The organism is Mesorhizobium temperatum (genome assembly GCF_002284575.1).
Lineage (GTDB): Bacteria > Pseudomonadota > Alphaproteobacteria > Rhizobiales > Rhizobiaceae > Mesorhizobium > Mesorhizobium temperatum.
Map to the genome: position 1 here is coordinate 49,806 of NZ_NPKJ01000040.1, position 22,007 is coordinate 71,812.

Annotated in this window: 20 protein-coding genes and 1 pseudogene; 6 read left to right on the plus strand and 15 right to left on the minus strand. The window is 62.1% G+C overall.

Annotation, left to right across the window (positions count from 1 at the left end):
• Window position 1 precedes the first annotated feature (1 nt).
• Together CIT26_RS11415 and CIT26_RS11420 are read right to left on the minus strand one after the other, a co-directional pair.
• Window positions 2-1,240 carry an SGNH/GDSL hydrolase family protein gene (locus CIT26_RS11415; protein WP_095492667.1) on the minus strand — a complete coding sequence of 413 codons (1,239 nt, stop codon included), beginning with the start codon at window positions 1,238-1,240 and terminating at the stop codon, window positions 2-4.
• 121 nt (window positions 1,241-1,361) lie between these two features.
• Complete coding sequence (locus CIT26_RS11420; protein ID WP_095492765.1) at window positions 1,362-2,588, minus strand: lytic murein transglycosylase; 1,227 nt, start codon at window positions 2,586-2,588, stop codon at window positions 1,362-1,364.
• 213 nt (window positions 2,589-2,801) lie between these two features.
• Between CIT26_RS11420 and galU the strand changes: the two genes are divergently transcribed.
• Window positions 2,802-3,707: a UTP--glucose-1-phosphate uridylyltransferase GalU gene (gene galU / locus CIT26_RS11425; protein ID WP_095492668.1), complete on the plus strand. Its 906-nt coding sequence runs from the start codon at window positions 2,802-2,804 to the stop codon at window positions 3,705-3,707.
• 208 nt (window positions 3,708-3,915) lie between these two features.
• Here the strand turns inward: galU and CIT26_RS11430 are convergent, their stop codons facing one another.
• Complete coding sequence (locus CIT26_RS11430) at window positions 3,916-5,664, minus strand: outer membrane beta-barrel protein (protein ID WP_095492669.1); 1,749 nt, start codon at window positions 5,662-5,664, stop codon at window positions 3,916-3,918.
• A 151-nt stretch (window positions 5,665-5,815) separates the two neighbouring features.
• Between CIT26_RS11430 and CIT26_RS11435 the strand changes: the two genes are divergently transcribed.
• Complete coding sequence (locus CIT26_RS11435; protein WP_095492670.1) at window positions 5,816-6,817, plus strand: KpsF/GutQ family sugar-phosphate isomerase; 1,002 nt, start codon at window positions 5,816-5,818, stop codon at window positions 6,815-6,817.
• 51 nt (window positions 6,818-6,868) lie between these two features.
• Here CIT26_RS11435 and CIT26_RS11440 read toward each other — a convergent pair whose 3' ends face one another.
• From CIT26_RS11440 to CIT26_RS11480, 9 genes are all read right to left on the minus strand, one after another.
• A complete protein-coding gene (locus CIT26_RS11440; RefSeq protein WP_095492766.1) occupies window positions 6,869-7,333 on the minus strand; it encodes an NfeD family protein in 465 nt (154 codons plus the stop codon).
• Window positions 7,334-7,343: 10 nt separating this feature from the next.
• Window positions 7,344-8,294, minus strand: coding sequence for an SPFH domain-containing protein (locus CIT26_RS11445; RefSeq protein ID WP_095492671.1), 951 nt, complete (start codon window positions 8,292-8,294; stop codon window positions 7,344-7,346).
• 252 nt (window positions 8,295-8,546) lie between these two features.
• Window positions 8,547-9,617 carry a ferrochelatase gene (gene hemH / locus CIT26_RS11450; RefSeq protein ID WP_095492672.1) on the minus strand — a complete coding sequence of 357 codons (1,071 nt, stop codon included), beginning with the start codon at window positions 9,615-9,617 and terminating at the stop codon, window positions 8,547-8,549.
• A gap of 144 nt (window positions 9,618-9,761) precedes the next feature.
• A complete protein-coding gene (locus CIT26_RS11455; RefSeq protein ID WP_095492767.1) occupies window positions 9,762-11,852 on the minus strand; it encodes a bifunctional metallophosphatase/5'-nucleotidase in 2,091 nt (696 codons plus the stop codon).
• 179 nt (window positions 11,853-12,031) lie between these two features.
• The gene (omp10, locus tag CIT26_RS11460; protein ID WP_095492768.1) at window positions 12,032-12,403 is read right to left on the minus strand and encodes an outer membrane lipoprotein Omp10; all 372 of its coding nucleotides are present in this window, start codon (window positions 12,401-12,403) and stop codon (window positions 12,032-12,034) included.
• Between the two features lie 198 nt (window positions 12,404-12,601).
• Window positions 12,602-14,047, minus strand: coding sequence for a homospermidine synthase (locus CIT26_RS11465; RefSeq protein WP_095492673.1), 1,446 nt, complete (start codon window positions 14,045-14,047; stop codon window positions 12,602-12,604).
• 375 nt (window positions 14,048-14,422) lie between these two features.
• Window positions 14,423-14,683, minus strand: coding sequence for a nitrate reductase (locus tag CIT26_RS11470; protein WP_095492674.1), 261 nt, complete (start codon window positions 14,681-14,683; stop codon window positions 14,423-14,425).
• 81 nt (window positions 14,684-14,764) lie between these two features.
• Entirely contained in the window at window positions 14,765-15,745 is a 981-nt protein-coding gene (locus CIT26_RS11475) for a CobW family GTP-binding protein (protein ID WP_095492675.1), read from the minus strand.
• 109 nt (window positions 15,746-15,854) lie between these two features.
• Complete coding sequence (locus CIT26_RS11480; RefSeq protein ID WP_095492676.1) at window positions 15,855-16,235, minus strand: Fur family transcriptional regulator; 381 nt, start codon at window positions 16,233-16,235, stop codon at window positions 15,855-15,857.
• A gap of 149 nt (window positions 16,236-16,384) precedes the next feature.
• On the opposite strand from CIT26_RS11480, the gene CIT26_RS37070 reads away from it, so the two are divergent.
• The 3 genes and pseudogenes from CIT26_RS37070 to aztD all read left to right on the plus strand — a co-directional run bounded on the left by CIT26_RS37070 (window position 16,385) and on the right by aztD (window position 18,872).
• Entirely contained in the window at window positions 16,385-16,573 is a 189-nt protein-coding gene (locus tag CIT26_RS37070; RefSeq protein WP_095492677.1) for a hypothetical protein, read from the plus strand.
• Window positions 16,574-16,590: 17 nt separating this feature from the next.
• Window positions 16,591-17,577: a zinc ABC transporter substrate-binding protein AztC gene (gene aztC, locus CIT26_RS11490; protein WP_095492678.1), complete on the plus strand. Its 987-nt coding sequence runs from the start codon at window positions 16,591-16,593 to the stop codon at window positions 17,575-17,577.
• Window positions 17,578-17,661: 84 nt separating this feature from the next.
• Window positions 17,662-18,872, plus strand: a pseudogene (gene aztD, locus CIT26_RS38730) (zinc metallochaperone AztD).
• 136 nt (window positions 18,873-19,008) lie between these two features.
• On the opposite strand, the gene CIT26_RS11500 reads toward aztD, so the two are convergent.
• The 3 genes from CIT26_RS11500 to CIT26_RS38735 form a co-directional block, all read right to left on the minus strand.
• The gene (locus CIT26_RS11500; protein WP_095492679.1) at window positions 19,009-19,671 is read right to left on the minus strand and encodes an aminotransferase class IV family protein; all 663 of its coding nucleotides are present in this window, start codon (window positions 19,669-19,671) and stop codon (window positions 19,009-19,011) included.
• Window positions 19,620-20,765, minus strand: coding sequence for an aminodeoxychorismate synthase component I (locus tag CIT26_RS11505; protein ID WP_095492680.1), 1,146 nt, complete (start codon window positions 20,763-20,765; stop codon window positions 19,620-19,622). The genes CIT26_RS11500 and CIT26_RS11505 overlap by 52 nt, the downstream gene beginning before the upstream one ends.
• Window positions 20,766-20,928: 163 nt before the next feature.
• Window positions 20,929-21,162: a hypothetical protein gene (locus CIT26_RS38735; RefSeq protein ID WP_095492681.1), complete on the minus strand. Its 234-nt coding sequence runs from the start codon at window positions 21,160-21,162 to the stop codon at window positions 20,929-20,931.
• Here CIT26_RS38735 and CIT26_RS38740 point away from each other — a divergent pair.
• Window positions 21,152-21,700, plus strand: a complete 549-nt coding sequence (locus CIT26_RS38740) for a pentapeptide repeat-containing protein (RefSeq protein WP_095492682.1) — start codon at window positions 21,152-21,154, stop codon at window positions 21,698-21,700. The genes CIT26_RS38735 and CIT26_RS38740 overlap by 11 nt on opposite strands.
• Window positions 21,701-22,007 lie beyond the last annotated feature (307 nt).

A 22,007-nucleotide genomic window follows, 5' to 3' on the forward strand; every position in this document is an offset into this window, starting at 1 on the left:
TTTATGGAGTGATCGCCGTGGTCGTTTCGGTCGCGGCTGCCGCCGCAGGCTGTCTCCTGGGCGGCCAGGAAAAATCGTCGGCGCGGCCGGGCGAAGCAGCGGGCGCCTTGCCCTCGACGACGAGTTTTTCGCCGTGCCCGTCCGCCTTCGCCGGCGGTGCGGCGCCGAGAAGTTCAGAACCGCCATCGAGCGCCGGGTCGTTGAGCAGCATCGGCACGGTGCGATCGACGGCCATGGGTGCTGGTGCCGGCGCCTCGACGGGAGCGCCCGCTGGCGCGTAAGCTGCCGGTGTGCCCGTGGGCGCGGTCATTCCAAGGATCTTCATCAAGGGTTTTTCGGCATAGAAGGCGAGCTTGCGTTTGCCGGCTTTCGACACATAGATGCCGTCGTCGGTGCGCAGGCGCACCGGCTGGCCGTTGATATCAGGTCCGCTGGTGACAAAGGCGCCGTCCTCGTCGACGAAACCGTCCCAGATGTCGACGAATTCGCCGCCATGGCTTTCGGCCGTCGAGCGGTAAATGTCGTTGAAAGCCAGCATGTCTGAGGTCATCTTCGGCGCCTTGAATGCCGGCATGCCGACCCATAGATACGGCACCTTGGCCGCTGCAATGGCCTTACCGAACGCTTCGGTCCGGCCTTCGTATTCCTTGGTCCAGGCCTCGGACCGCGGCTGTTCGCGTTCACCGTTCACGCGCATTTGCTGCCGATCGTTGGAGCCCAGCATGACGATCACGGCCGCGGGCTTTTCGGTCTCGATCAGCGACTTGATCTGTTCGGGCCAGTTGTAGAAATCGTCACGCACGAAACCGGACGAACCGTTGCTGCGCACGACGATCCTGACGTTGGTGTTTTCGGCAAAGGCGGTATCGAGACCTTCGGCGAGGCCGCTCGCCATGAAATCGCCGACCACCAGAACGGTGCGGGCATCCGGCGCCTTCTCGACAATCGGGGTTGCCGGCTCAGCCCGCCGGCGCGGCGCGGCGCGGGGCTTTCTTGCTTTTAGCTTCCGTGGCCCGGCCCTCTGGATCTGTCGCGGTGGTTCCATCCACTCGGTTCGGCCCACCCGCTCGCTTCGGCGCAGAAACAACAAGTCGCGCAGCGACCAGCCACGCCTTTGTTCTTCCTGCGCCATGGCCGGCGTGTGAAAGACGGCGGCAGTACTGACGGCCAGAACCGCAATAGCCAGAATCAGGATCGGCACGCGACGAAGGATTACCCGGATACGCGCAGCCGAAACCAATTACCCTCTCCATCCCTTAAGAGCGCCGATCCTCAACCGTGCCGCCGCTCTATCTTTTTTGAGCATCGGATTCCCCAAAACCGGTTTGGGTCCGATGCTCCAGGTCTGCCCCTGTGCGATGCTAGTTCTGCCTGAGCCATTTGAGCACTTCCATGCTCGGATGTCCGTCCTGGGTCAAGCCAGCCTTCGCCTGGAGGGCCATGATGGCGGCTTTCGATCCCTCGCCGATCTTGCCGTCGAACTTGCCGTCATAGTAGCCGTACTGGGAAAGCCGCTGCTGAAGCTCTTGCCTCTCCTCGAAGGAGAGCTTCGTGAAAGGCCGTTTCCAGTCCTGCACAAGCCCACCATAGCCGGCGATTCCGTCGGCAAGAAGGCCAACGGCAACCGCGTATTTGTCGGCATTGTTGTAGCGCTTGATGACCGAAAAATTCTTGATCATCAGGAAAGCCGGGCCGCCGCGGCCGCCTGGCACCTTCAGCGTGGCCTTCTCCGCGCTATTCTTGAACGGCTTGCCGTTGACACGCGTGACACCCAGCGCTTGCCATTGCGATAGTGACTTCGATCCGGCCGGGAACTTCTTTCCGTCGGGAAGGCTGACTTCATAGCCCCAGGTCTTGCCGGCCTGCCAGCCGTTCTTCTTGAGCAGATTGGCGGCCGTTGCCAATGCATCGGGAATCGAATTCCAGATGTCGCGCTTGCCATCGCCGTCCATATCGACCGCATAGGCCTGATAGCTGGTGGGAATGAATTGGGTATGGCCCATGGCGCCGGCCCATGAGCCGCTGAGGTGGCTTTTATCGATGTCGCCCCTTTGCAGGATTTTCAGCGCCGCGATCAACTGGGTGCGGGCAAATTTCGATCGTCTCGAATCGGCATAGCCAAGCGTTGCCAGCGAACGGACGACATTGCGCATGACATCGTCGCGCTTGAGGATTTCGCCGTAATTCGATTCCATCGACCAGATGGCCAGCAGGATATGACGGTCGACGCCGTATTTTGCCTCGATCCTGTCCAGCCACGGCTTCCACTTCCTGGCCATCTGCCGGCCAACAGCGACCGACTGGTCGTGGACGCGGTTGTCGAAATAGTCCCAGGCGGGCGCGGTGAATTCGGGTTGATAACGCGCTTTTTCCAGCACGACCGGGTCGGCATCGCTGACGCCCTCGAATGCGCGGTCGTAAACGGCGCCGGAAACGCCGCTCCGCACCGCGGTGGCGCGGAAGCTCGCCACCCATTGCCGGAAACCGGCGTCGGCAAAAGCCGATCCGGTGGGCATCAGCAAGGCAAGCGACAGGCTGGCGGCCGCAACGAAGCTTGTGAAGCGCGTTGCGACGTTGCGAACGGACATCTTTTCCTCCTTCTTCATCACAGGAAGATCATTCATCGCCGAACCCGGTTAGCATTTAGTTTACCATAGGTGCCGTTGGGAACGAAAAGGCGGGTTGGTGCTTTACGGACTACAAATTTTTTTCTGACCAGTCGTTCCATAATCCTCGATTCCGGCACGAAAATGTCTTGAAGCAGGATTGCCGAACAGGCTTAGAAGCGGATAATTGACAGCATGAAGAGAGTTCGCAAGGCAGTTTTCCCGGTCGCCGGTCTCGGCACGCGTTTTCTCCCGGCCACCAAGGCCATACCCAAGGAAATGCTGACGGTCGTCGACAGGCCAGTCATCCAGTATGTGGTCGACGAGGCACGCGAAGCCGGCATCGAGCATTTCATCTTCGTGACCGGCCGCAACAAGGCGGTCATCGAGGACCATTTCGACGTCCAGTTCGAACTCTATGACACGCTCGCCCAGCGCGGCAAGGACGACGAGCTCGCCCGCCTGCAGCGGCTGCAACCCTCGCCGGGGCAGACCAGCTTCACGCGCCAGCAGGTACCGCTTGGCCTCGGCCATGCCGTCTGGTGCGCCCGCGAGCTGGTCGGCGACGAGCCCTTCGCGCTGCTTTTGCCTGACATGATCATGCAGTCGGAAAAAAGCTGCATGAAGGAGATGGTCGAGCTTTATGCCGAGACCGGCAACAACATCGTCGCGGTTCAGGAATGCGACCCCGCCGAGGCCCATAAATACGGCATCGTCGGCCGCGGCGAGGATACGCATCACGGTTTCCGCATCACCGGCATGGTGGAGAAGCCGAAGACCGGCACGGCACCCTCCAATCTATACATCAACGGGCGCTACATCCTGCAGCCGGAGATATTTGGGATTCTCGAGGGCCAGGAGAAGGGCGCCGGCAACGAGATCCAACTCACCGATGCGATGCTGAAGCTGGAGAAGCAACAGCCCTTCTATGGCTGCCACTACCAGGGGCGCACCTTCGATTGCGGATCGCCGGAAGGCTTTGTCGAGGCCAACGTCGCCTTCGCGCTGTGGCGCAGCGACATAAACGGCCGCATGGCGGGCGTTATCCGCAAGCTTCTCGACGAGATGAAACCGTCGGAGCAGAGGGGCGCGGCGTTCTAATGCATGTCGCGCAAAAGTGCGCAGCGGTTTTGCGATAACGACTTGCATAAAAACAAGAACCTAAAGCGCGTCGCATGAATCCGTTCAAATGCGACGCGTTTTAGGAAATCGCATACCCCAATGTAGGCCGCGTTCAGGTCTCGAAACCACCGTTCTCGCCACCGCCTGACCCGAATCTCGACATACCTCAAACCTTCAACGGTTTGCTTTACGGCTGCAGCTTCACACCGACGAAGACGCTGTGGGCGGTGTAGTCGCGGCCTTCCAGGTTGCTGGTCTGTTTTTCGGTTCTGGCGCGGGTGGTCAGTCCGGCATACCGGTTCAGCCACCATGTCAATCCGGCCTCCGCGCTCAGCGTCAGATCATGGCCGTCGGACCCGATGTAGTCGCGCCAGTCCACGCCGAGAGCTGCGTTCCCGATCAGGTTGGCACGGATTTCCCGCTCGCCGGTGAGGCGGCCGGAGTAAAGGATGTCGCCGCTTTCGTTGGGGGTTGTCGTGCCCTCGACGATCGTCTGCCCGGTGAGGCCGATCGTGGTGCCGCGTTCCGGCGACCATCTGAGGTCGGCGTTCACCGTGGCACCCGAAATAGCCGGCAGGCGGTCGTCGTCGATCGCCTCCCGCAGCCAGCCGGCCGAGAATTCGCCGGCAAGCTTCTCACCGAGGTCGAGTTCGGCGCCGGCCCGAACGCCGAGCCGCGTCGAAGATCGTTCGAAACCATTGGTGTCGACGCGCAAATCATAGACCCGGCGGCCGATTTCGACCTCGGTGAAAGGGGTGATGGCGGGAGAAATCTCATAGCCGGTGCGCAAGGTGGCGGTATAGAGCGTCGAATCGCGGTCTTTCTGCGACAGCGTTCCGCCCGTCGAAAGCTTGGCGTCGCCGTAAATGTCGTGTTCGACTGCGCCGGTCAGGGCGAAGCGCATCTTGCCGGCATCCTTCTCGACCGCAAGGCTGCCGTCAATGGTCTGGCGCACCGGCTGCTCGACGGTGCCTTCGATGACGACCGGCGACGAAGCCGATTCCGGTGCCGCCTCGTAACCGAGCTTGGCGATAGCGCGCAGATCGTTGTCGAGGTCGACGTTGAGCGTGCCATCGACACGGCCCCGTGCCTCCTGAACCTCGTCGCCCGATATCGTTTTGAGAAAGGTGCCATAGCCGTCGATGACAGCCGAATTCTCACGCCAGTCGGAGATGGCATTGAAACGCAGCGTCGTTTCGGACAGCAGGGCCGGCTTGCCTTCGCTGCTTGAATCGGCATTCGACGACGCCGTCAGGCCCTGCTCGAGCGTCGGCCTGATCACAAAGGAGCCGAGTTTGATGCCGGTGGCGGCGAACGGGTCGTCCTCGGCCCTCTTGTCCCGGCCTTCGATGGCTTCGGTGCGCTCGGCGCCCGGATCGAGCTGCTGCCTGTCGGCGGAATCAATGGTCACGGCACGGCGATTGGTGGCGTCCTGGTCCGTCTCGGCGGTGTCCGTGTCATCTGTCGTGGCTGCAGTCGCGGCGGCGGCTTGCGTCTCGGCGGCCGCGGCCTCGTCTAGATCGACCGCGCGTTGCGTTGCGCTCGATGGCCGGCGCGGCGGGACGGGAGCGGGGGTGTCCGCAAACGCATCGTCGGTGGCTTCCGGCGGATCGAAAATGCTGCCGGTCGCGGGCGCCATGTCGTCGTCCTGTACGGCGCCCGGGCTGGCCGGCTGATAGGTAGGCGCCGGCGCATTGCTCTGGGTGGTTGCGCCGGCCTGTGCCGTCTGATCCTGGGCGCTGGCCATGCTCAACTGCCTGGTCTTGCGCTGCTGGTCGTCCAGAATTGCCGATTCCGAAACCTCGCCGCGCAGCTCGGTTACCTGGGCATAAGCCTGCGCAGGCCGCAGCAAGGCGAAGACGCTGGTCGCCAGCAGCAAGGCGCAGACCGCCTTGCCGTTTCGTCTTCTTTTCTTTTCAGGCTGAGCCCCGGACATCGCCACCACTGCTTGCGCGGCGCACGCGCGCCATACTTACCGAACCGTAAACAGGGATGGTTAACGGAGGATTGAGGCGGCTGTTGATCAGGCCTCGCTGGATGGCAATTCCGTTGGACAGGCGCGCGGCAAAGCGCTAATCGCATCAGCCATGCATGCGGGATCCCCAGACAAGAAGCGGCTCGACGGGCAAGCTTCGATCGCCTCGGCGCTCAGAACGGTAGCGACCGAGCAGGCCGGTGTCGCGGCGCTGGCGGCCGCGCTCGAAAACGGATTGACCGAACCGTTCGCGCGCGCCATCGACATGGTGTCGCAGATCGAGGGCCGCGTCATCGTCACCGGCGTCGGCAAGAGCGGCCATATCGGCTCAAAGATCGCGGCGACGCTCGCCTCGACCGGCACGCCGGCTTTCTTCGTCCATCCTGCCGAAGCCAATCACGGCGACCTCGGCATGATCGCCAAGGACGATGCCATCATCGCCATGTCGTGGTCGGGCGAGAGCCGAGAGCTCAAGGGCATCATCGCCTACTCCAGGCGCTTCTCGATTCCGCTGATCGCGGTCACCGCCGGAGAGCGATCGGCGCTGGCGCGCGCGGCCGATGTGGTGCTTCTGCTGCCGCGTGCGCCGGAAGCCTGCCCGCATGGCCTGGCGCCGACGACATCGACGCTGCTGCAACTGGTGATCGGCGATGCGCTGGCCATCGCGTTGCTCGAAGCGCGCGGCTTCACGCCGGATCATTTCCGCACCTTCCATCCCGGCGGGCAACTTGGCGCCAATCTGACGCAGATCCGCGACATCATGCATGTCGGCGACAGGCTGCCGCTGGTGCCTTCCGGCACTGGAATGCGCGAAGCGATCCTCGAATTGTCGCGCAAGGGGTTTGGCTGCGTGGCGATAACCGCTGCGGATGGTGCGCTGATCGGCATCGTCACCGACGGCGATATCAGGCGCCACATCGGCAGCAATCTTCTGGCGATGAGTGTCGATCAGGTGATGACCAAGGAGCCGAAGACGGCCGGGCCGGATACGCTGGTGGCGACGGCGCTGCAGACGATCAACAATTCGGCCATCTCCAGCCTGATGGTTGTCGAGGGCAGACGGCCAGTCGGACTTGTCCATCTGCACGACCTGCTGCGCATCGGCGCGGCTTGACACCTCAGGCCTGTTTGAAAAGTCGTCCCGCCGAGATTGGTGGGATCAGTCCTAAACCGGCTCGACCGTCAGTTCCAGATCGGTATCGGCCGCGCCCGTCACGCGCACCTGCGTGCCGGCCGGCAGATCGGGCCCGGAGACGCGCCATAGCGTGTCGCCCAGTTTTATGCGGCCGCGGCCGTCCTTGATCGGCTCGGCCAGCGTCGCCGTCCTGCCGATCATCTGTGCGCCGCGGCGGTTGAGCAGCGGCTGGTCTGTCGGGTCGTGGCGTTCGCCCGCCAGTCTCTTGCCGACATAGGTTGAAACCAGCGACATCGCGAGGAAGGCGAGAACCTGGATCTGCCAGGTCCAAAAACCTGCGTCCCAGATGAGCAGGGAGACAGCACCGACCAGCAGCGCGGCGATGCCGATCCATAGCATGAAGATGCCCGGTGCGATGACCTCCATCACGAGGAGGACGAAGCCGAGAACCATCCAACTCCAAGGGCCGAGTTCGGAAATGATGCGGTCGAACATGGGATCGGCCTCAGGTCTGGCTGGGGCGAACCACGGGCGGGCGTGACGCTTGCCGCGCGGCGCCGGCATTGCCTTCGCCCCCGAAGACTTCCTTGGCGATCTCTCCGATGCCGCCGAGCGTGCCGATCAGCGACGAAGCTTCTATCGGCATCAGCACGACCTTGCTGTTTGTGGCAGAGCCGATCCTGGTCAGCGCTTCGGTGTATTTCAGCGCAACGAAGTAGTTGAGCGCCTGCACGTCGCCCTTGGAGATCGCTTCCGACACCACCTGCGTGGCGCGGGCCTCGGCCTCGGCCGAGCGTTCGCGCGCCTCGGCGTCGCGGAAGGCGGCTTCCTTGCGGCCCTCGGCTTCCAGGATCTGCGACTGCTTGAGGCCTTCGGCGTCAAGGATCTGCGCGCGCTTGTTGCGTTCGGCCATCATCTGGCGACCCATCGATTCGACGAGATTGGCCGGCGGATTGATGTCCTTGATCTCGACACGAGTGATCTTGATGCCCCAGGGATGCGCGGCCTCGTCGACGACGCGCAGCAGGCGTTCGTTGATGGCGTCGCGGTTCGACAAAAGCTCGTCGAGGTCCATCGAACCCATCACGGTACGGATGTTGGTCATCGTCAGGTTGAGGATGGCGTTCTCCAGCCCAGCGACCTGGTAGGCGGCCTGCGCGGCGTTGAGCACCTGGTAGAATGCAACGCCGTCGACGGCGACGGTGGCGTTGTCGCGGGTAATGATCTCCTGGGTCGGGACGTCGAGCACCTGCTCCATCATGTTCAACTTGGCGCCGATGCGATCGACGAACGGCACGATGATGTTGAGACCGGGGCTCAATGTCTTGGTATAGCGGCCAAAGCGTTCGACGGTATAATTGTAGCCTTGCGGGATTGTACGGATGCCTTTGAAAAGCACGAGCACGACAAGAGCGACAAGAACAAGAAGCGCGATATCGAAACCACTGAAATCCATTTGGCTCTCCCTCAGATGCCGAGCACATTGATGCGACGCGCGTCCACTGGACGCACAAAGTACGCTTTAACCTTTGTACCTGCGCATCGTGCTTTCCAAAAATCGAGTCCGATTTTCCGGCCGATGCAGTAGACGTTTCAACGCAACCGACTTCACCAAACACTTAAGTGTGTTTCAGAAATGTTACAATCAGGTGATCGCGGATTGTCGGTGCATAGACAGCCGGGCTTGCGGCGCTCGATTATGTCCGCTTCAGATCCAGCCCGACAGTTCGCGCCGCACCATCGCCTCGATCACCGCCATGCCCTCGGCACTGTCGTTGAGGCAGGGGATGTGTGCGAACTTCTCGCCGCCTGCGTGATGGAAGGTCTCGGCCGCCTCTCTGCCGATCTCGTCCAGCGTCTCGATGCAGTCGACAGAAAAGCCCGGATTGACGATGGCGATCGATCTCACGCCTTCTCCGGCCAATTTCTCGACCGTCTTGTCGGTGTAGGGCTGTAGCCATTCCTGAGCACCGAAGCGCGACTGGAATGTGGTGATCAGCCTCTTCTCATCCCAGCCGAGCTTTTCCCGCAGCAGCCGGGTCGTCTCCAAGCAATGGGCCTGATAGGGGTCACCCTTGTCGGAATAGGGTTTCGGAATGCCGTGATAGGAGGCGATGACCACCTCCGGCTCGAAATCGAGCGTCGCCAGATGGCGCGAGATCGAACGGGCAAGCGCCTCGATATAGACCGGTTCGGCATAGTAGGGCGGCACGCTGCGGACCGCCGGGGAGCGGCGCATCTTCATCAGCGCGCGAAACAGCTGGTCGTTGGCGGTCGCGGTGGTGGTCGCGGAATATTGCGGATAGAGTGGAAAAGAGAGAATGCGGTCGCAGCCTTGCGCGACCAACCCTTTGGCGACGCTCTCGGTCGACGGATTGCCGTAACGCATCGCCCAGTCGACGATAACGTCGGGCAGGTCGCGCAGCGCCTCGGTCAGCTTTTCGCTTTGGGCGCGGGTGTAGGTGCGCAGCGGCGACTCGTTGCGCTGCCGGTTCCAGATCCTGGCATAGTTGGCGCCCGACTTCTTCGGCCGTGTGGTGAGAACCAGCCCGTAGAGGATCGGGTACCAGATCGCCTTGTTGAGCTCGATGACGCGCGGATCGGACAGGAATTCCCTGAGATAGCGCCACATCGGCTTGAATTCCGTGCCGTCGGGCGTGCCGAGATTAACCAGCATGACGCCGATCCTGCCCGCCCCGACCGGCGGCTGTCCTGCCGGGAGCGGGCCGACGCCCTTCGCCGCCGCGGCCTTGGGATCGACAGGGTTGGAAAGCGTCATTAGGGATCTCCGGACACCGCGCGAAACTAGCGATGCCGCGCCGGTTTTCAATGCAGCGTCTGGCCGCACCTTATCTTACCTCGGGCGGAAAGCAGAAAACCCGCCCGGTTCCCCGGACGGGTTTTCCAGAAACGACGGAAGAATTTAGTTTGCGGCCGGGATGGTCAAGGTTGCGCCGACGGGAAGGCGGCGCGGCTCATAATCCTTGTTGGCGTCCGAGATCGTTTTCCACTTGGCGCCATCGCCATAGGCCTTCTCCGCCAGGTCCCAATAGGTATCGCCGACAACGATCACATGGCTGCTTTCGGCCGGTGTTGCCTCGGCCGGCTTTGCCGGCTCGGCAGGCGCAGCCTCGGCTGGTTTGGCCGGTTCCGCCGCAGGAGCCGGTGCCACGGGCGCCGTCTCGGCCGGTTTAGCCGGCTCGGCAGGTGCCGGCGCTGCCGGGGCGGGTTCCGCCGGGACGGCTGGCGGCGTCGTGGCGATATCGTCCGAACCAGCCGGCGGTTCGGGCATCGCCGGCTCCGCAGTTGCGGCTGGAGCCGTTTCTGCCGGTTTTGCCGGCTCGGCCGGAGCAGGCGCGGTTTCAGCCGGCTTAGCCGGTTCCTGGGCCGGTTCCGCCGCGGCGGCCACGATCTCGGTGATACGGCCATCGAGCTTCGGCGTATAGGGCCGATGCGCGCCGAGATAATCGGCGACCACCTGTTCGAGCCCCGGACCGTAATCGTAGGCGTTCTTGGCCTTGTCGGCGAATACGTCGTAGCCATCGCCGCCCTGGCGCACATAGTTGTTGGTGGCGACCAGGTAATCCTTGTCCGGATTGATCTGCGTCCACGCGCCGCCTTGCATGACTTCGACCGACTTGACGCGCCCGGCATTCGGGGCGGCCGATTTGTCGAATGAATACTTCAGGCCGGCAACCTGCGGGAAGCGGCCGGCGCCGTCCTCGATCTGGCTGAGACCGTTCTCGAGCCCGGCAACCAGATCCTTGCCGGAAATCTGGAAGGTCGCCACTGTGTTCTGGAATGGCAGCACGTTCAGCACCTCGCCCATGGTGACGGTGCCCTGGTCGATCGAAGCGCGCAGACCGCCGCCATTCGTGATGACGATCTCGACACCCTGATCCTTGACGCGGTCGAGGACGGCATCGGAGACAAGGTTACCCATCTCGCACTCGCGGGTGCGGCAGTTCTCACGGCTGCCGTCGATCGCCTTGGTGGTCTCGGCGACCTCCTTGTTCTTCAACGCCTCGATCGGCGCGCCAAGCTCCTTGATGCGGGCAAGCGCGGCGGAATCCGGCGTGATCGACTTGTCGAGGTAGATCGGGTCGCCGCTGGCTTGCTTGACGACGCCGTTATCGTCAAACACGACCTTGAACTCGCCGAGATATTTCGAATAGGACGCCGCCTGGACGACCGGCACCTTGTAGCCGTCCGGATTGTCGACCATCGTCGGGTAGGGGCCTTCAGCCTTGGGGTCGGTGTTGGACAGCAGCGAATGGCTGTGGCCGCCGACCACCACGTCGACACCCGGGATCTTGGCGATGACGTCGCGCTCGCGCTTGTAACCGATATGGGTGACCGCGATGATCTTGTTGACGCCTTCTCCCTTCAGCTTCTCGACCTCTGATGTGATCGACTTGACGTCGTCCTCGATCGTGACGTTAGGACCTGGCGAAGCGAGCTCCGGCGTGTCGTTGGTGACCGCGCCGACGATGCCGATTTTCTGGCCGCCGACCTCGATCACGACCGACGGTTTCACGCGATCGCCGAGCTTGGATTGCGCGTTGGCCTTCACATTGGCGCCGAGCACCGGAAACTGGATCATGTCCAGGAACGGCGCCAGCGCCGCCTCACCGTCGTCGAACTCGTGATTGCCAACCCCCATGGCGTCGAATTTCATCTGGTTGAGGAATTCGCCTTCGGTCTTGCCCTTGTAGGTGATGTAGAATAGCGAGCCCTGGAAGTTGTCGCCGGCGCTGAGCAGCAGCACATTCTGCCCCTCGAGTTTCTTGCGCTCCTGGGCGATCGCGGTGATCAGCCGCGCCGCGCCGCCGATGCACTCGCCCTTGGTCTCCTCTTCGGCCGAGCAGGTCGATTCATATTTGTTGTTGCTTTCGATGCGGCTGTGCCAGTCGTTGATGTGCAGGATGTTCAGCGTGTAGTCGGCAAAGGACACGCCGGCCGAAAGGCCAAGCGCGGACGCCGACAGGGCGGCAATGACGGCTATCTTCTTCATCTTCGTCTCCCGGATGACCTGTTTAACGCCCTTGCTTGACTGGAGCATAACAGCCAGCTTTTTGCCCATGTTCACATCGCGTTTTAGGTGATGCAAGCGGAATCGGGGACAGCTTTGCCGGCGCAAAAAGGACGGCGGCCTCAAGCCGCCGTCCTTTGCAAAAGCAATTCAGTATGGGCTCAGGTGCGTCGCGTCAGCACGAAGTTCTGTCCGCTCGCGCTGGTGCAATTAAGCTGGGAGGTGGAGATCAACAAGCAGTTGAAGCTGATCGGCGTCTGGCGGATCAGCGAAGTGCCCTGGATCTCGACCGAGGTACCGCCGGTCATGGTATAGCTGCCGTCGGCAAGTTTCTGGCCGGTGTCGGTCGCGACGGTGTTGAAGCTGCCGCCGGCGAAGGTCGACAGGCCCGTGCCTTGCGCGTCGATCCATGAGCCTTCGACCGGGCTCCGCGTGGCCAAAGGCGGCCCGCCCGGGCCGGCGGTGGTGCACGCCGCCGAGGCGGCAGCGGCCGCGACAATGCCGGCCGAAAGCAATTTGCGCGCAATCGTCATCATCAAAATCCTCTCCTCTCGCATCGGCCCGAAAATCGATCCGATTTTTCGGAAAGCACGATGCGTACATTTCAAGCGCTGGAGCGCACTTTGTGCGTCCAAATGGACGCACGTCGCTCTGGCCCACCTTCCTTCAATCGCCCGATTTCCAGGCGATTGCAAGGCAGTGAGATATTGCTATCGAACGAGGATATTGCACTATCGAACGAGGATGTTGCGGAATTGCCATGGGTCGTTCTTGTCGAGGTCTTCCGGGAACAGACCAGGGCGGTTATCGAGCGGCGTCCAATCGGTGTAGTAGCCCTTGATCGGCCCGAGATAGGGGGACTGCACTTCCAGGCAGCGCCTGTAGTCCATCTCGTCGGCCTCGACGATGCCGGCCTCGGGATTTTCCAGCGCCCAGACCATGCCCGCCAGCACAGCCGACGTGACCTGCATGCCCGTGGCGTTCTGATAAGGCGCCAGCTTGCGCGCTTCCGCCAGCGACAGTTGCGAGCCGTACCAATAGGCGTTCTTGTCGTGGCCGTAGAGCAGCACGCCGAGCTCGTCGACACCGTCGACCAGTTCGTTCTCATCGAGCACGTGATGTACGGCTTGCGCCTTGCCGGCGGCGCCGAACATCTCGTGCAGCGACAGCATGGCGTCATTGCAGGGATGGTAGGCGTAGTGACAGGTCGGGCGATATTGAACCTTGCCCTTCTTGCCGCGCAGGGTGAAGAAGTCGGCGATCGAAATCGACTCGTTGTGCGTCACCAGGAATCCGTATTGCGGTCCGGGCGTCGGGCACCAGCTGCGCACACGCGTGTTGGCGCCCGGCTGCTCCAGGTAGATCGCGGCCTTCGAGCCATGCTTGTGCTCCTTGGCGTTCTTCGGCATCCACTTCTCATGCGTGCCCCAGCCGAGCTCGGCCGGTTGCAGCCCTTCCGAGATGAAGCCTTCGACCGACCAGGTGTTCCAGAACACGTCCATCGGCTTCGGCTTCTTGGTGCGCTGTGTGTCGCGCTCGGCGATGTGAATGCCCTTGACGCCGGCCTTCTTCATCAGCCTGGCCCAGCCTTCGCGATCGTGCTGCGCGGGCTCCGAGAACTCAAGGCCAAGATCGGTGGCGAGGTTGACCAGCGCCTGCTTGACGAACCACGAGACCATGCCTGGATTGGCGCCGCAGGTGGAGATTGCGGTCGCCCCGCCGGGATGCGCGTGCTTTTCTTCGATCATGGATTCACGCAGCGCGTAGTTGCTGCGGCTGGCATTGTCGGCCTTGGGGTCGAAATAGAAGCCGAGCCATGGCTCGACGACGGTATCGATGTAGAGCACACCAAGCTTGCGACAGAGCCGCATCAAATCCACTGAGCCGGTGTCGACCGACAGGTTGACGCAAAAGCCCTGGCCGCCACCTTTGGTCAGCAGCGGCGTCAGCAGCTTCTTATAGTTCTTCTTGGTCACCGCATCCTGCATGAAGGTGATATCGCGCTCGTCGAGCAACTTGCGGTCGGTATCGCGTGGGTCGATGACCGTCATGCGCGACTTGTCGAACTTGAAATGGCGCTCGATCAGCGGCAGCGTTCCCCGTCCGATCGAGCCGAAGCCGATCATCACGACAGGGCCGGTGATCTCACCGTAAACGGGCCAGTTTTCATTCGCCATTTTATCGATTACTCCCTCAGATAGGCTGAAAAGCCGGGCAAACAGACGCAAAGCGGAGCATTTTTTTGCCCGACCGCCACGCGCTACAACCACAGATCATTGTCATAAACCAGCGAAAAGCCGCGAGCTACGCCGCATTCGTCATGTGGTTAAGGAGGACGACCAGTCGCTGACGGTCGGCGGTCATTCCCCGTGATCGAGTTGGCCCTTGTGGTCGAGTTGGGCGAAGTCGAGCGCCAGCAATGGCGCGGCGAAAGATGCGGCGAGCACTAGCTCTCGTCGACGGTTCCCGATCTCGGTCACAGCCCGGTGACACCCGGTAAGCGCCACAGCTTCGGTCGAGAGGCCGAACACCCTGCGCCTACGCCGATCTATTCATCCTCGCGGCAGATCGTGCGAGGTCACATCGGCGATTGCCTTGCGAAGCCGGATCGTCTCGATTTTCTCGCCGGGACGCATTATGCCGATCACCGTTTCGATGTCGGGACAGCCATCTTTGCGGCATACCAGCTCCGTGACGGACACGACGACATCGTCATCGAGCCCGCGGGACTCACGAATCCAGACCTTGATCTGGCTGGTCTTCTCCGGAAGGGCAAACCCGCGCGGGGCGAGTGGGTTCGCGAGACGGTTCATATACGATCCCGTCCCGAAGACGAAGACGCTCGGGCTGACCAAAGGGATAAAGGACGCGCGCTCTCGTCAGCGTTGCTGAACCTATGCATTCAGGGCCTCTACGGAGTCCACGTCGGCACGGCATTTGAGGAAGCCGTCTTCAATCAGCCCTTTGGGCAGGTTGCGGCCGATAAACACCAGGCGGCTCACGCGCTTCTCCATCTTTTTCCAGGGGCGATAATGATCGCCTTCGAGCAGCATGTGGACGGCCTGAACGACAAAGCGGTCTTCATCGCCCTTGAACGCAAGGATGCCTTTCATGCGCAGCATGTCGATGCCGAATTTCTGTGTGATCATCTGGATCCACGGCAAGAACTTGCGCGGATCGATCGAAGCTTCCGTGACAAGCGAAAAGCTGGTGACGTGATCGTCATGCTCATGGTCGTGTTCCGCGTCGAGAAAGTCCGGCTCGACTTCTAGGACACGGTTCAGATCGAACGCCGCGCGATCCAGAACCTCGTCGAGTGGGACGTTGCAACGTATGGAATGCCTGATCGCAGCTGTCGGGTTGATCCTGCGAATGCGCGCCTCCACTGCCTTGAGTTCGGTCGGCGCTACCAGGTCGGTCTTGTTGAGTATGACGATATCGGCAAAGGCGAGTTGCTCCTGCGCCTCGTGCGCATGATCCAACTCGCAGAGGAGATGCTTCGCATCGACGACGGTGACGATCGCGTCGAGTTTCGTCTTCTGCCTCACATCGTCGTCGACGAAGAAGGTCTGGGCGACGGGCGCGGGATCGGCGAGGCCGGTCGTCTCGATCAGGATTGCGTCGAAACGGTCTCTGCGCCGCATCAAGCTCTCAATGATACGGATCAGGTCTCCGCGCACCGTGCAGCAGATGCAGCCGTTATTCATCTCGAAGACTTCTTCATCGGTATCGACGATGAGGTCGTTGTCGATGCCAACCTCGCCGAACTCGTTGACGATCACGGCGTATCGCTTGCCATGCTGTTCGGTCAGAATGCGGTTGAGCAGCGTCGTCTTGCCGGCGCCGAGGTAACCGGTAAGAACCGTGACGGGCATTTTCTGGGGATGCTTCAAGAGGCATGGTCGTCTCCGGATGTTGGATTGCGGATTTCAGCTGGTTCAGGCGCGAGCCAATGGGATCGCCCGTCGACGGAAGGCGGGCGTCTCATCGATGCGCGCAGGCCTCGCAGAGACCCGAAAGCTCCACCGTGGCCGACTTGGTTCGGAAGCCCTGCCGTCGGGCAATCCGGCGCAGCACCCGCTCCAATGCCGGGTCATGAACTTCACTTGCCCGCCCGCAATTCGCGCAGATTGCAAAGGCGGCGCGCCCATGAGTGCATTCGCTATGGACGCAAAGCGCGAACGCGCTCAGGCTCTCGATCCTGTGAACCAGGCCCTCCTCGATGAGCCGATCCAGAGCGCGATAGATCTGTAGCGGAGAGCGGAGCCCTTCCTGGCGAAGGAGTTCAAGCAGTTCGTAGGCCCCCATCGGCCTCTCGGAGCGCGTCAACGCGTCGAGCACGAACTGCTGGTTGCGTCCAGGCATCCAATGTTCCCTCGTGTTCCAGGCAGTTTTGAGCACAACGGTGACCGTTAGTTATAATATAACGTTTTCGATTGACGAACGTGATAACATAACATAACGGATCGTCAAGAGCTGGGCTGACTTTGATGGCTCCCGCGGAGATGGATCGAATGGCTGCCTGTGTGATCTTTCAAGACCTGACGCTGGACTACAACAGCCATCCCGCCGTGCATCACCTCGATGGGATCGTCCGGCCCGGCGATCATCTGTCGGCGGGCACGATCTACGTTTCTTCCATCTCTGCCGGGACGCGCGGCTGCTCGCCACGCGTCCGGCACATCTCCCACAGAACCGCTTGAACAAAGGAGTTGATCGAATGTCCAGGACGCTGAAGCTCGCCGCCGTGATGGGCGTCATAACATCGTTGCCAATCATCCCGTCGGTGGCCGCGGCCGAGAACCTCAAGGTTGTCGCCAGTTTCTCGATCATTGCCGATTTCGCCAAGAATGTCGGCGGTGACCGTGTCGACATCATCACGCTGGTCGGCCCGAATGGTGACGCCCATGTCTACGAACCGAAGCCGGCCGACGCGGCCACCGTCGGTTCTGCCGACGTGGTGCTGGTCAACGGCCTCCAGTTCGAGGGCTTCCTTCAGCGTCTCGTCGAGGCGAGCGCGACGAAGGCGCCGGTCGTGGAGTTGACCAAAGGCGGCGAGGTGTTGCGCAACACCGAGGAAGAAGGTCACCACGATCAGGATAAAGCCGCCAAGGGCGAGGCAGGGCACGCCGCGGAGGCGGAAGAGGGCCATGAGGAAGGGCACCATCATCACGGCGAGTCCGATCCCCATGCATGGCAGTCGGTGCACAATGCCGAACTCTACGTGAAGAACATCGCCGATGCCTTCTGTGCCGCCGATGCAGCCAGCTGTGACACTTATCGGGCCAATGCCGAATCATACGGCCAGCAGCTCGAGGCACTGGAAGAGGAGATCAAGGCTGCTGTAGCTGAGATCCCCGAGGACAAGCGCACGATCATCACTTCCCACGACGCCTACGGGTATTTCGAGCACGAATACGGCATAAAATTCCTCGCGCCGGAGGGCGTCTCCACCGAATCTGAGGCTTCAGCTTCCGACGTCGCGGCCCTCATCAAACAGATCAGGCAAGACAAGGCTTCGGCAATCTTCGTGGAAAACGTCACCAATCCGCGCCTGATCGAGCAGATCGCCAGCGAGACGGGTCTGAAAATCGGCGGTGAACTCTACTCCGACGCCCTGTCCGACGAGAACGGCCCGGCGGCGACCTATCTCGAGATGATGCGGCACAACATCACGGCGATCAAAGGCGCGATCCTCGGAAGCTGATCGCCGCGCCACGACGAAAAGGCGGAGCAATCCGCCTTTCATCAACCGCAATCAGTTATGTAATAACATCTAAGGGAGAATACCGTGAGGACAAATTTGGCGTCAGCCACGGCCATCGCGCTGTTTCTGTCTCTATCGACAAGTGCGGCCCATGCCGAGGAGGTAACCGCCTGGCGCCTGTTCATCTCGGATCACGCGGATCCGAAGGTGACCGTAATCGATGCGGTCGATGGCGGAAAGCTCGACACATTCCAGATTAAAGGGCCGGCCTCGCTCCATCGCAGCGAAAGCGGCCGGACCGTGTTCGCCGTGCAGGGCGCGGCCGGCGTCGTTACCGGGATCGCGAGCGGCATTTCCTCGAGAACCACGGCGAACACGGCGACATCGACGTTGAAGCGCCAAAGCTTGCCGGCGTCGAGATCACAGGCAAGAAGCCGTCGCATTTCGTCGAGCATGACGGAGACTTCGCCGCTTTTTTCGACGGCGAAGGTGTCGCCCGTATCATCTCCGAGAAGGTCGTCCTGGAAGGCAAATTGGACTTCAGGGAAGTGAAGACGGACGCGCCGCAGCACGGCGTCGCAGTCGCCTATGGCTCCCATGTCCTCCTCTCGGAGCCGAACAGGGAAAAGCCGGACGAACTCCCGGTCGGCATCAGGGTCGCTGACGAAGCCGGCGCGCCGATCGGCGGCATCCACGCCTGCCCCGACCTCCACGGCGAGGCGTCTTCCGGCAATATCCTGGCTTTCGCCTGCGCGACCGGCCTGCTTGTCGTCAGCCATGGCGACGGCACCCCCGCGATCCGTCATCTGCCCTATGCCGACAGCCTGCCGGACGGCAAAACGACGACGCTGATCGGCGGCAGTGGCCTGCAATATTTCCTCGGCAACTACGGCGCCGACAAGGTGGTGATGATCGATCCGACGGTCGAAAGCGACGCTTTCCGGCTGATCAGCCTTCCGACGCGCCGCGTGCATTTCGCAATCGATCCTGTTCGTCCGAAGTTCGCCTACGTTTTCACTGAGGACGGCCAGCTTCACCAGCTCGACGTGGTCAAGGGGGAAATCGCAAACTCGCTCAAGCTGACCGATCCCTATTCGATGGACGGTCACTGGAGCGAGCCGAGGCCGCGTGTTGCGGTCGCCGGCGACAGGATTGTGGTTACGGATCCTCTGCAAGGTGTGCTGCATCTCGTTGACGCGACGTCGTTCGAGAAAACCGGCGACATTGCCGTCGAAGGCAAACCCTTCAACATCGTCTCCGTCGGCGGCTCCGGTCAGACCCACGAAGGCGAATAGTCGCCCCTCCCAAGCGGCTGCCGCGCGTCCGGCCCATTCTTTCTCGGGCCGGACGCATCTTCTCCAGCTCGCAAGGGGAAAACCATGCTTGAGACACAGCCAAGGGCGTGTCGTCGGTATCTTTTCGGTTTGCGTTTCAGCCCAGCCGTGCCGGGATCAATCCGCGCAGTGAATTGCCGACGAACAGCGCTTTGGCCGACTTCAGATCATCCAAGCTGTAGATTGCTTCGCGGGCGCGACCTTCGTCCAGCAATTCGCCGCGCAATACGCCAGGCAGCAGGCCGCAATCGAGCCGCGGCGTTGCCAGCGCGCCGTCGCCGAAATCGGCGAAGAGATTGGTGATCGTGCCCTCACAGATTTCGCCACGCTCGTTGGCCAGCAAAACCTCGTCGGCCCGGCTGATCAGATATTCGGCTCGCGCCCGCTGATAGGTGTCCCGGCGGCTCGTCTTGTGGCGCAGCAGCGTGTCGCTTGAATCGAGCCGCACCCGCGCCAGTTGCAGCCTCCACACCTTGTCGGCTGCATGCGGCTCATAAGGCAGCGCCGAGACCGTCACCTTGCCGCTGCGCGACAGGACGAGGCGTGTGCGCAAGGCTATGTCCGGCCGGTCGACGGCGTTCCTGAGCATCTCACCGACCTTCTGCGGATCGCAGGTAAAACCCAGTTCGGCTGCCGAGCCATAAAGGCGGGCCAAATGGCGGTCAAAACGGAGGAAGCCCTGGCCCGGCTGCCAGCGCATGGTTTCGATCAGCTCGAAATCGGCGGTGTTCCCGTCGCGTAGCGCGCTTTCAGCAGGCACTCCTGATACTCCTCCTCGGCCGTCGAATCGAAGACGACGCCACCACCGATATTGTAGACGGCTTCGCCACTGGAAAAGAGCGATATGGTGCGGATCGCCACCGAAAAGCGCATCGTGCCGCCGGGGGCGATCCAGCCGATGGCGCCGCAATAGACGTCGCGCGGCGTGGCTTCCAGATCGTGCAGGATTTCCATGGCGCGGATTTTTGGGGCGCCGGTGATCGATCCGCATGGAAACAGCGCAGCGAAAATCTGTCGGATGGTAAGGTCGGGCAAGAGCTTGGCCCGCACACGGCTCACCATCTGGTGGACGGTCGGGTAGCTCTCGATGCGGAAAAGCTCCGGCACCTCCAGCGTGCCGACCTCGCTGATCAGCGAGATGTCATTGCGCAGGAGATCGACGATCATCCGGTTCTCAGCCTGGTTCTTCTCATCATTGAGCAAGAACGCCTTCAGCCGCTTGTCCTCCGCCTTGGTCGCGCCGCGCGGGGCGGTGCCTTTCATCGGATGGGTCTCGATCATGCCTTCGGCGTCGACCTCGAAGAACAGTTCCGGCGAACGCGACAAAACGACCGGATCGCCGAGCGCGATCAGCGCGCCGTATTTTACAGGCTGGCGCTCGGTCAGCGCTTCGAAGGCGGCCAGCGGATCGCCCGACCACTGGGCATGAACTGGAAAGGTCAGATTGCCCTGATAGCAATCGCCCTTGCGAATGTGATTGTGGAGCCGCGCAAAGCGTTTTGCGTAGTCTTCTGAAGACCAGGCAGCCCTCGCGTCGAAGATCGGACCGTTGGTCGCCGGCGCGTTGCTGGGCACGACCGTCTGTTCGACAGGCGCGTCGAAGACCCCCAGGCAGACAAGCGGGGCGCGGCGTCCGCCCGGCAGCAGCGGAACGAGCTTCGGTTCGAGCAGGTAGCCGGCCTCGTAGGAGAAATAGCCGGCCAGCCATTTGCCGGCGTCATGCGCGGCCTGCGCAATTTCCAGCGCCGGCAGGAAATCCTCCGCCTCGTGCGCCACGATGATGCCGGCCGGGCGGTCGAAAACGAGCTGATGGGCGCGCTCGTCATTCCGGAAAATTGCAGAGGGCAGGGACATGGGACTCGGATGCTGCGGTCGATGACGCCGGCTATCGCTCTATATGGGGGCTCGATCGCGCGCAATCGAGAGAGCGGCGTCTCAGGACGCAAAGGCAGCCTTGGTGCAAAAGCAAACTGGCGGCACCTCGAGGCGCCGCCAGTGCTCGATGCCGACAGGCAATTCAGGTGTTGCTCGCGGTCCCCGCGGTCGGGAAGCGGCGCGCGAATTCCTTCTCGTCGCCGGCGGCAAGCAGTTTCGCCTGTTCGATCCAGCGCTCACGCTCGATGCGGCCGTCGAACTGGAGAACGTCTTCGATCCGCTTGATATCCGCCGCCGTCCAGGCGGCGATCTGAGCGTAGGTTCTAACCCCCAGGTCGTGCAGCTTCTGCTCGTTGACCGGGCCGATGCCGATCAAGCGACGCAGACTGTCGGTCTTATCAGCTGCTGCCGCTGTTGCCTTGCCGGCGGTTGCCTTCTTTGCCGCCGGCGAAGCCTTCCTGGCTGTGGCGCTCGTTTCCGACGCGGCCGCTTTCGACGCACTGGCCTTTGGCGCGGCTGCCGCCTTGGCGGCCGCCGGTTTCTTGGACGCGGTCTTGGCCGGTGTCGACTTGGCCGGCGCGGTCTTTGCTGGCGCGGTCTTTGCTGGCGCGGACTTGGCCGGCGTGGGCTTGGCCGGCGCGGATGTCGACATCAACGCCGACGGTGCCGGGATTGCTGCCTTTGTCGCGCCGGTCTTGGCGCCTTGTGCCTCGGCCAACTGGCGCTCCAGGTCGGCGCGGGCGCCGCGGCATACTTCCAGCTCACCGGTCAGGCGGTCGGCGGCGGCGCGCAGCCTGTCGCGCTCGCTGCGCGTGCGGTCCATGTCACCGCGCAGGCTGTCGAGCTCGCCACGCAGGCGTCCCCAGATGAACCAGCCAACCAACACACCTACCAGGAACGCCAGGAGCATGTAGAAAAAAGTGCCCATTGTCTCTCTCTCCAGTCCGATCCATCTGCCACGGCCTGGAGTGGTGACCTTGGCACAAGGACCATTCAATGGTGGCTCCGCTGTTCGCGGAACAGCCGGCTTAGATCGAGCTGTCGGCGACCGGCTTTTCCTGCCGTGGCCAACGGCCGCTGTCGCACTCGCCGAAGCGCCGTGACCGGCCGAAGATTTTTTCCTGGCCTGAGCCCCGCGCCCGACTGAGCTTGAGGCGGGACGCTATCATACAGCTTCCGGAAAGCTAACGGAAAAATTCCACCGAGAGTTATTTAAGAACA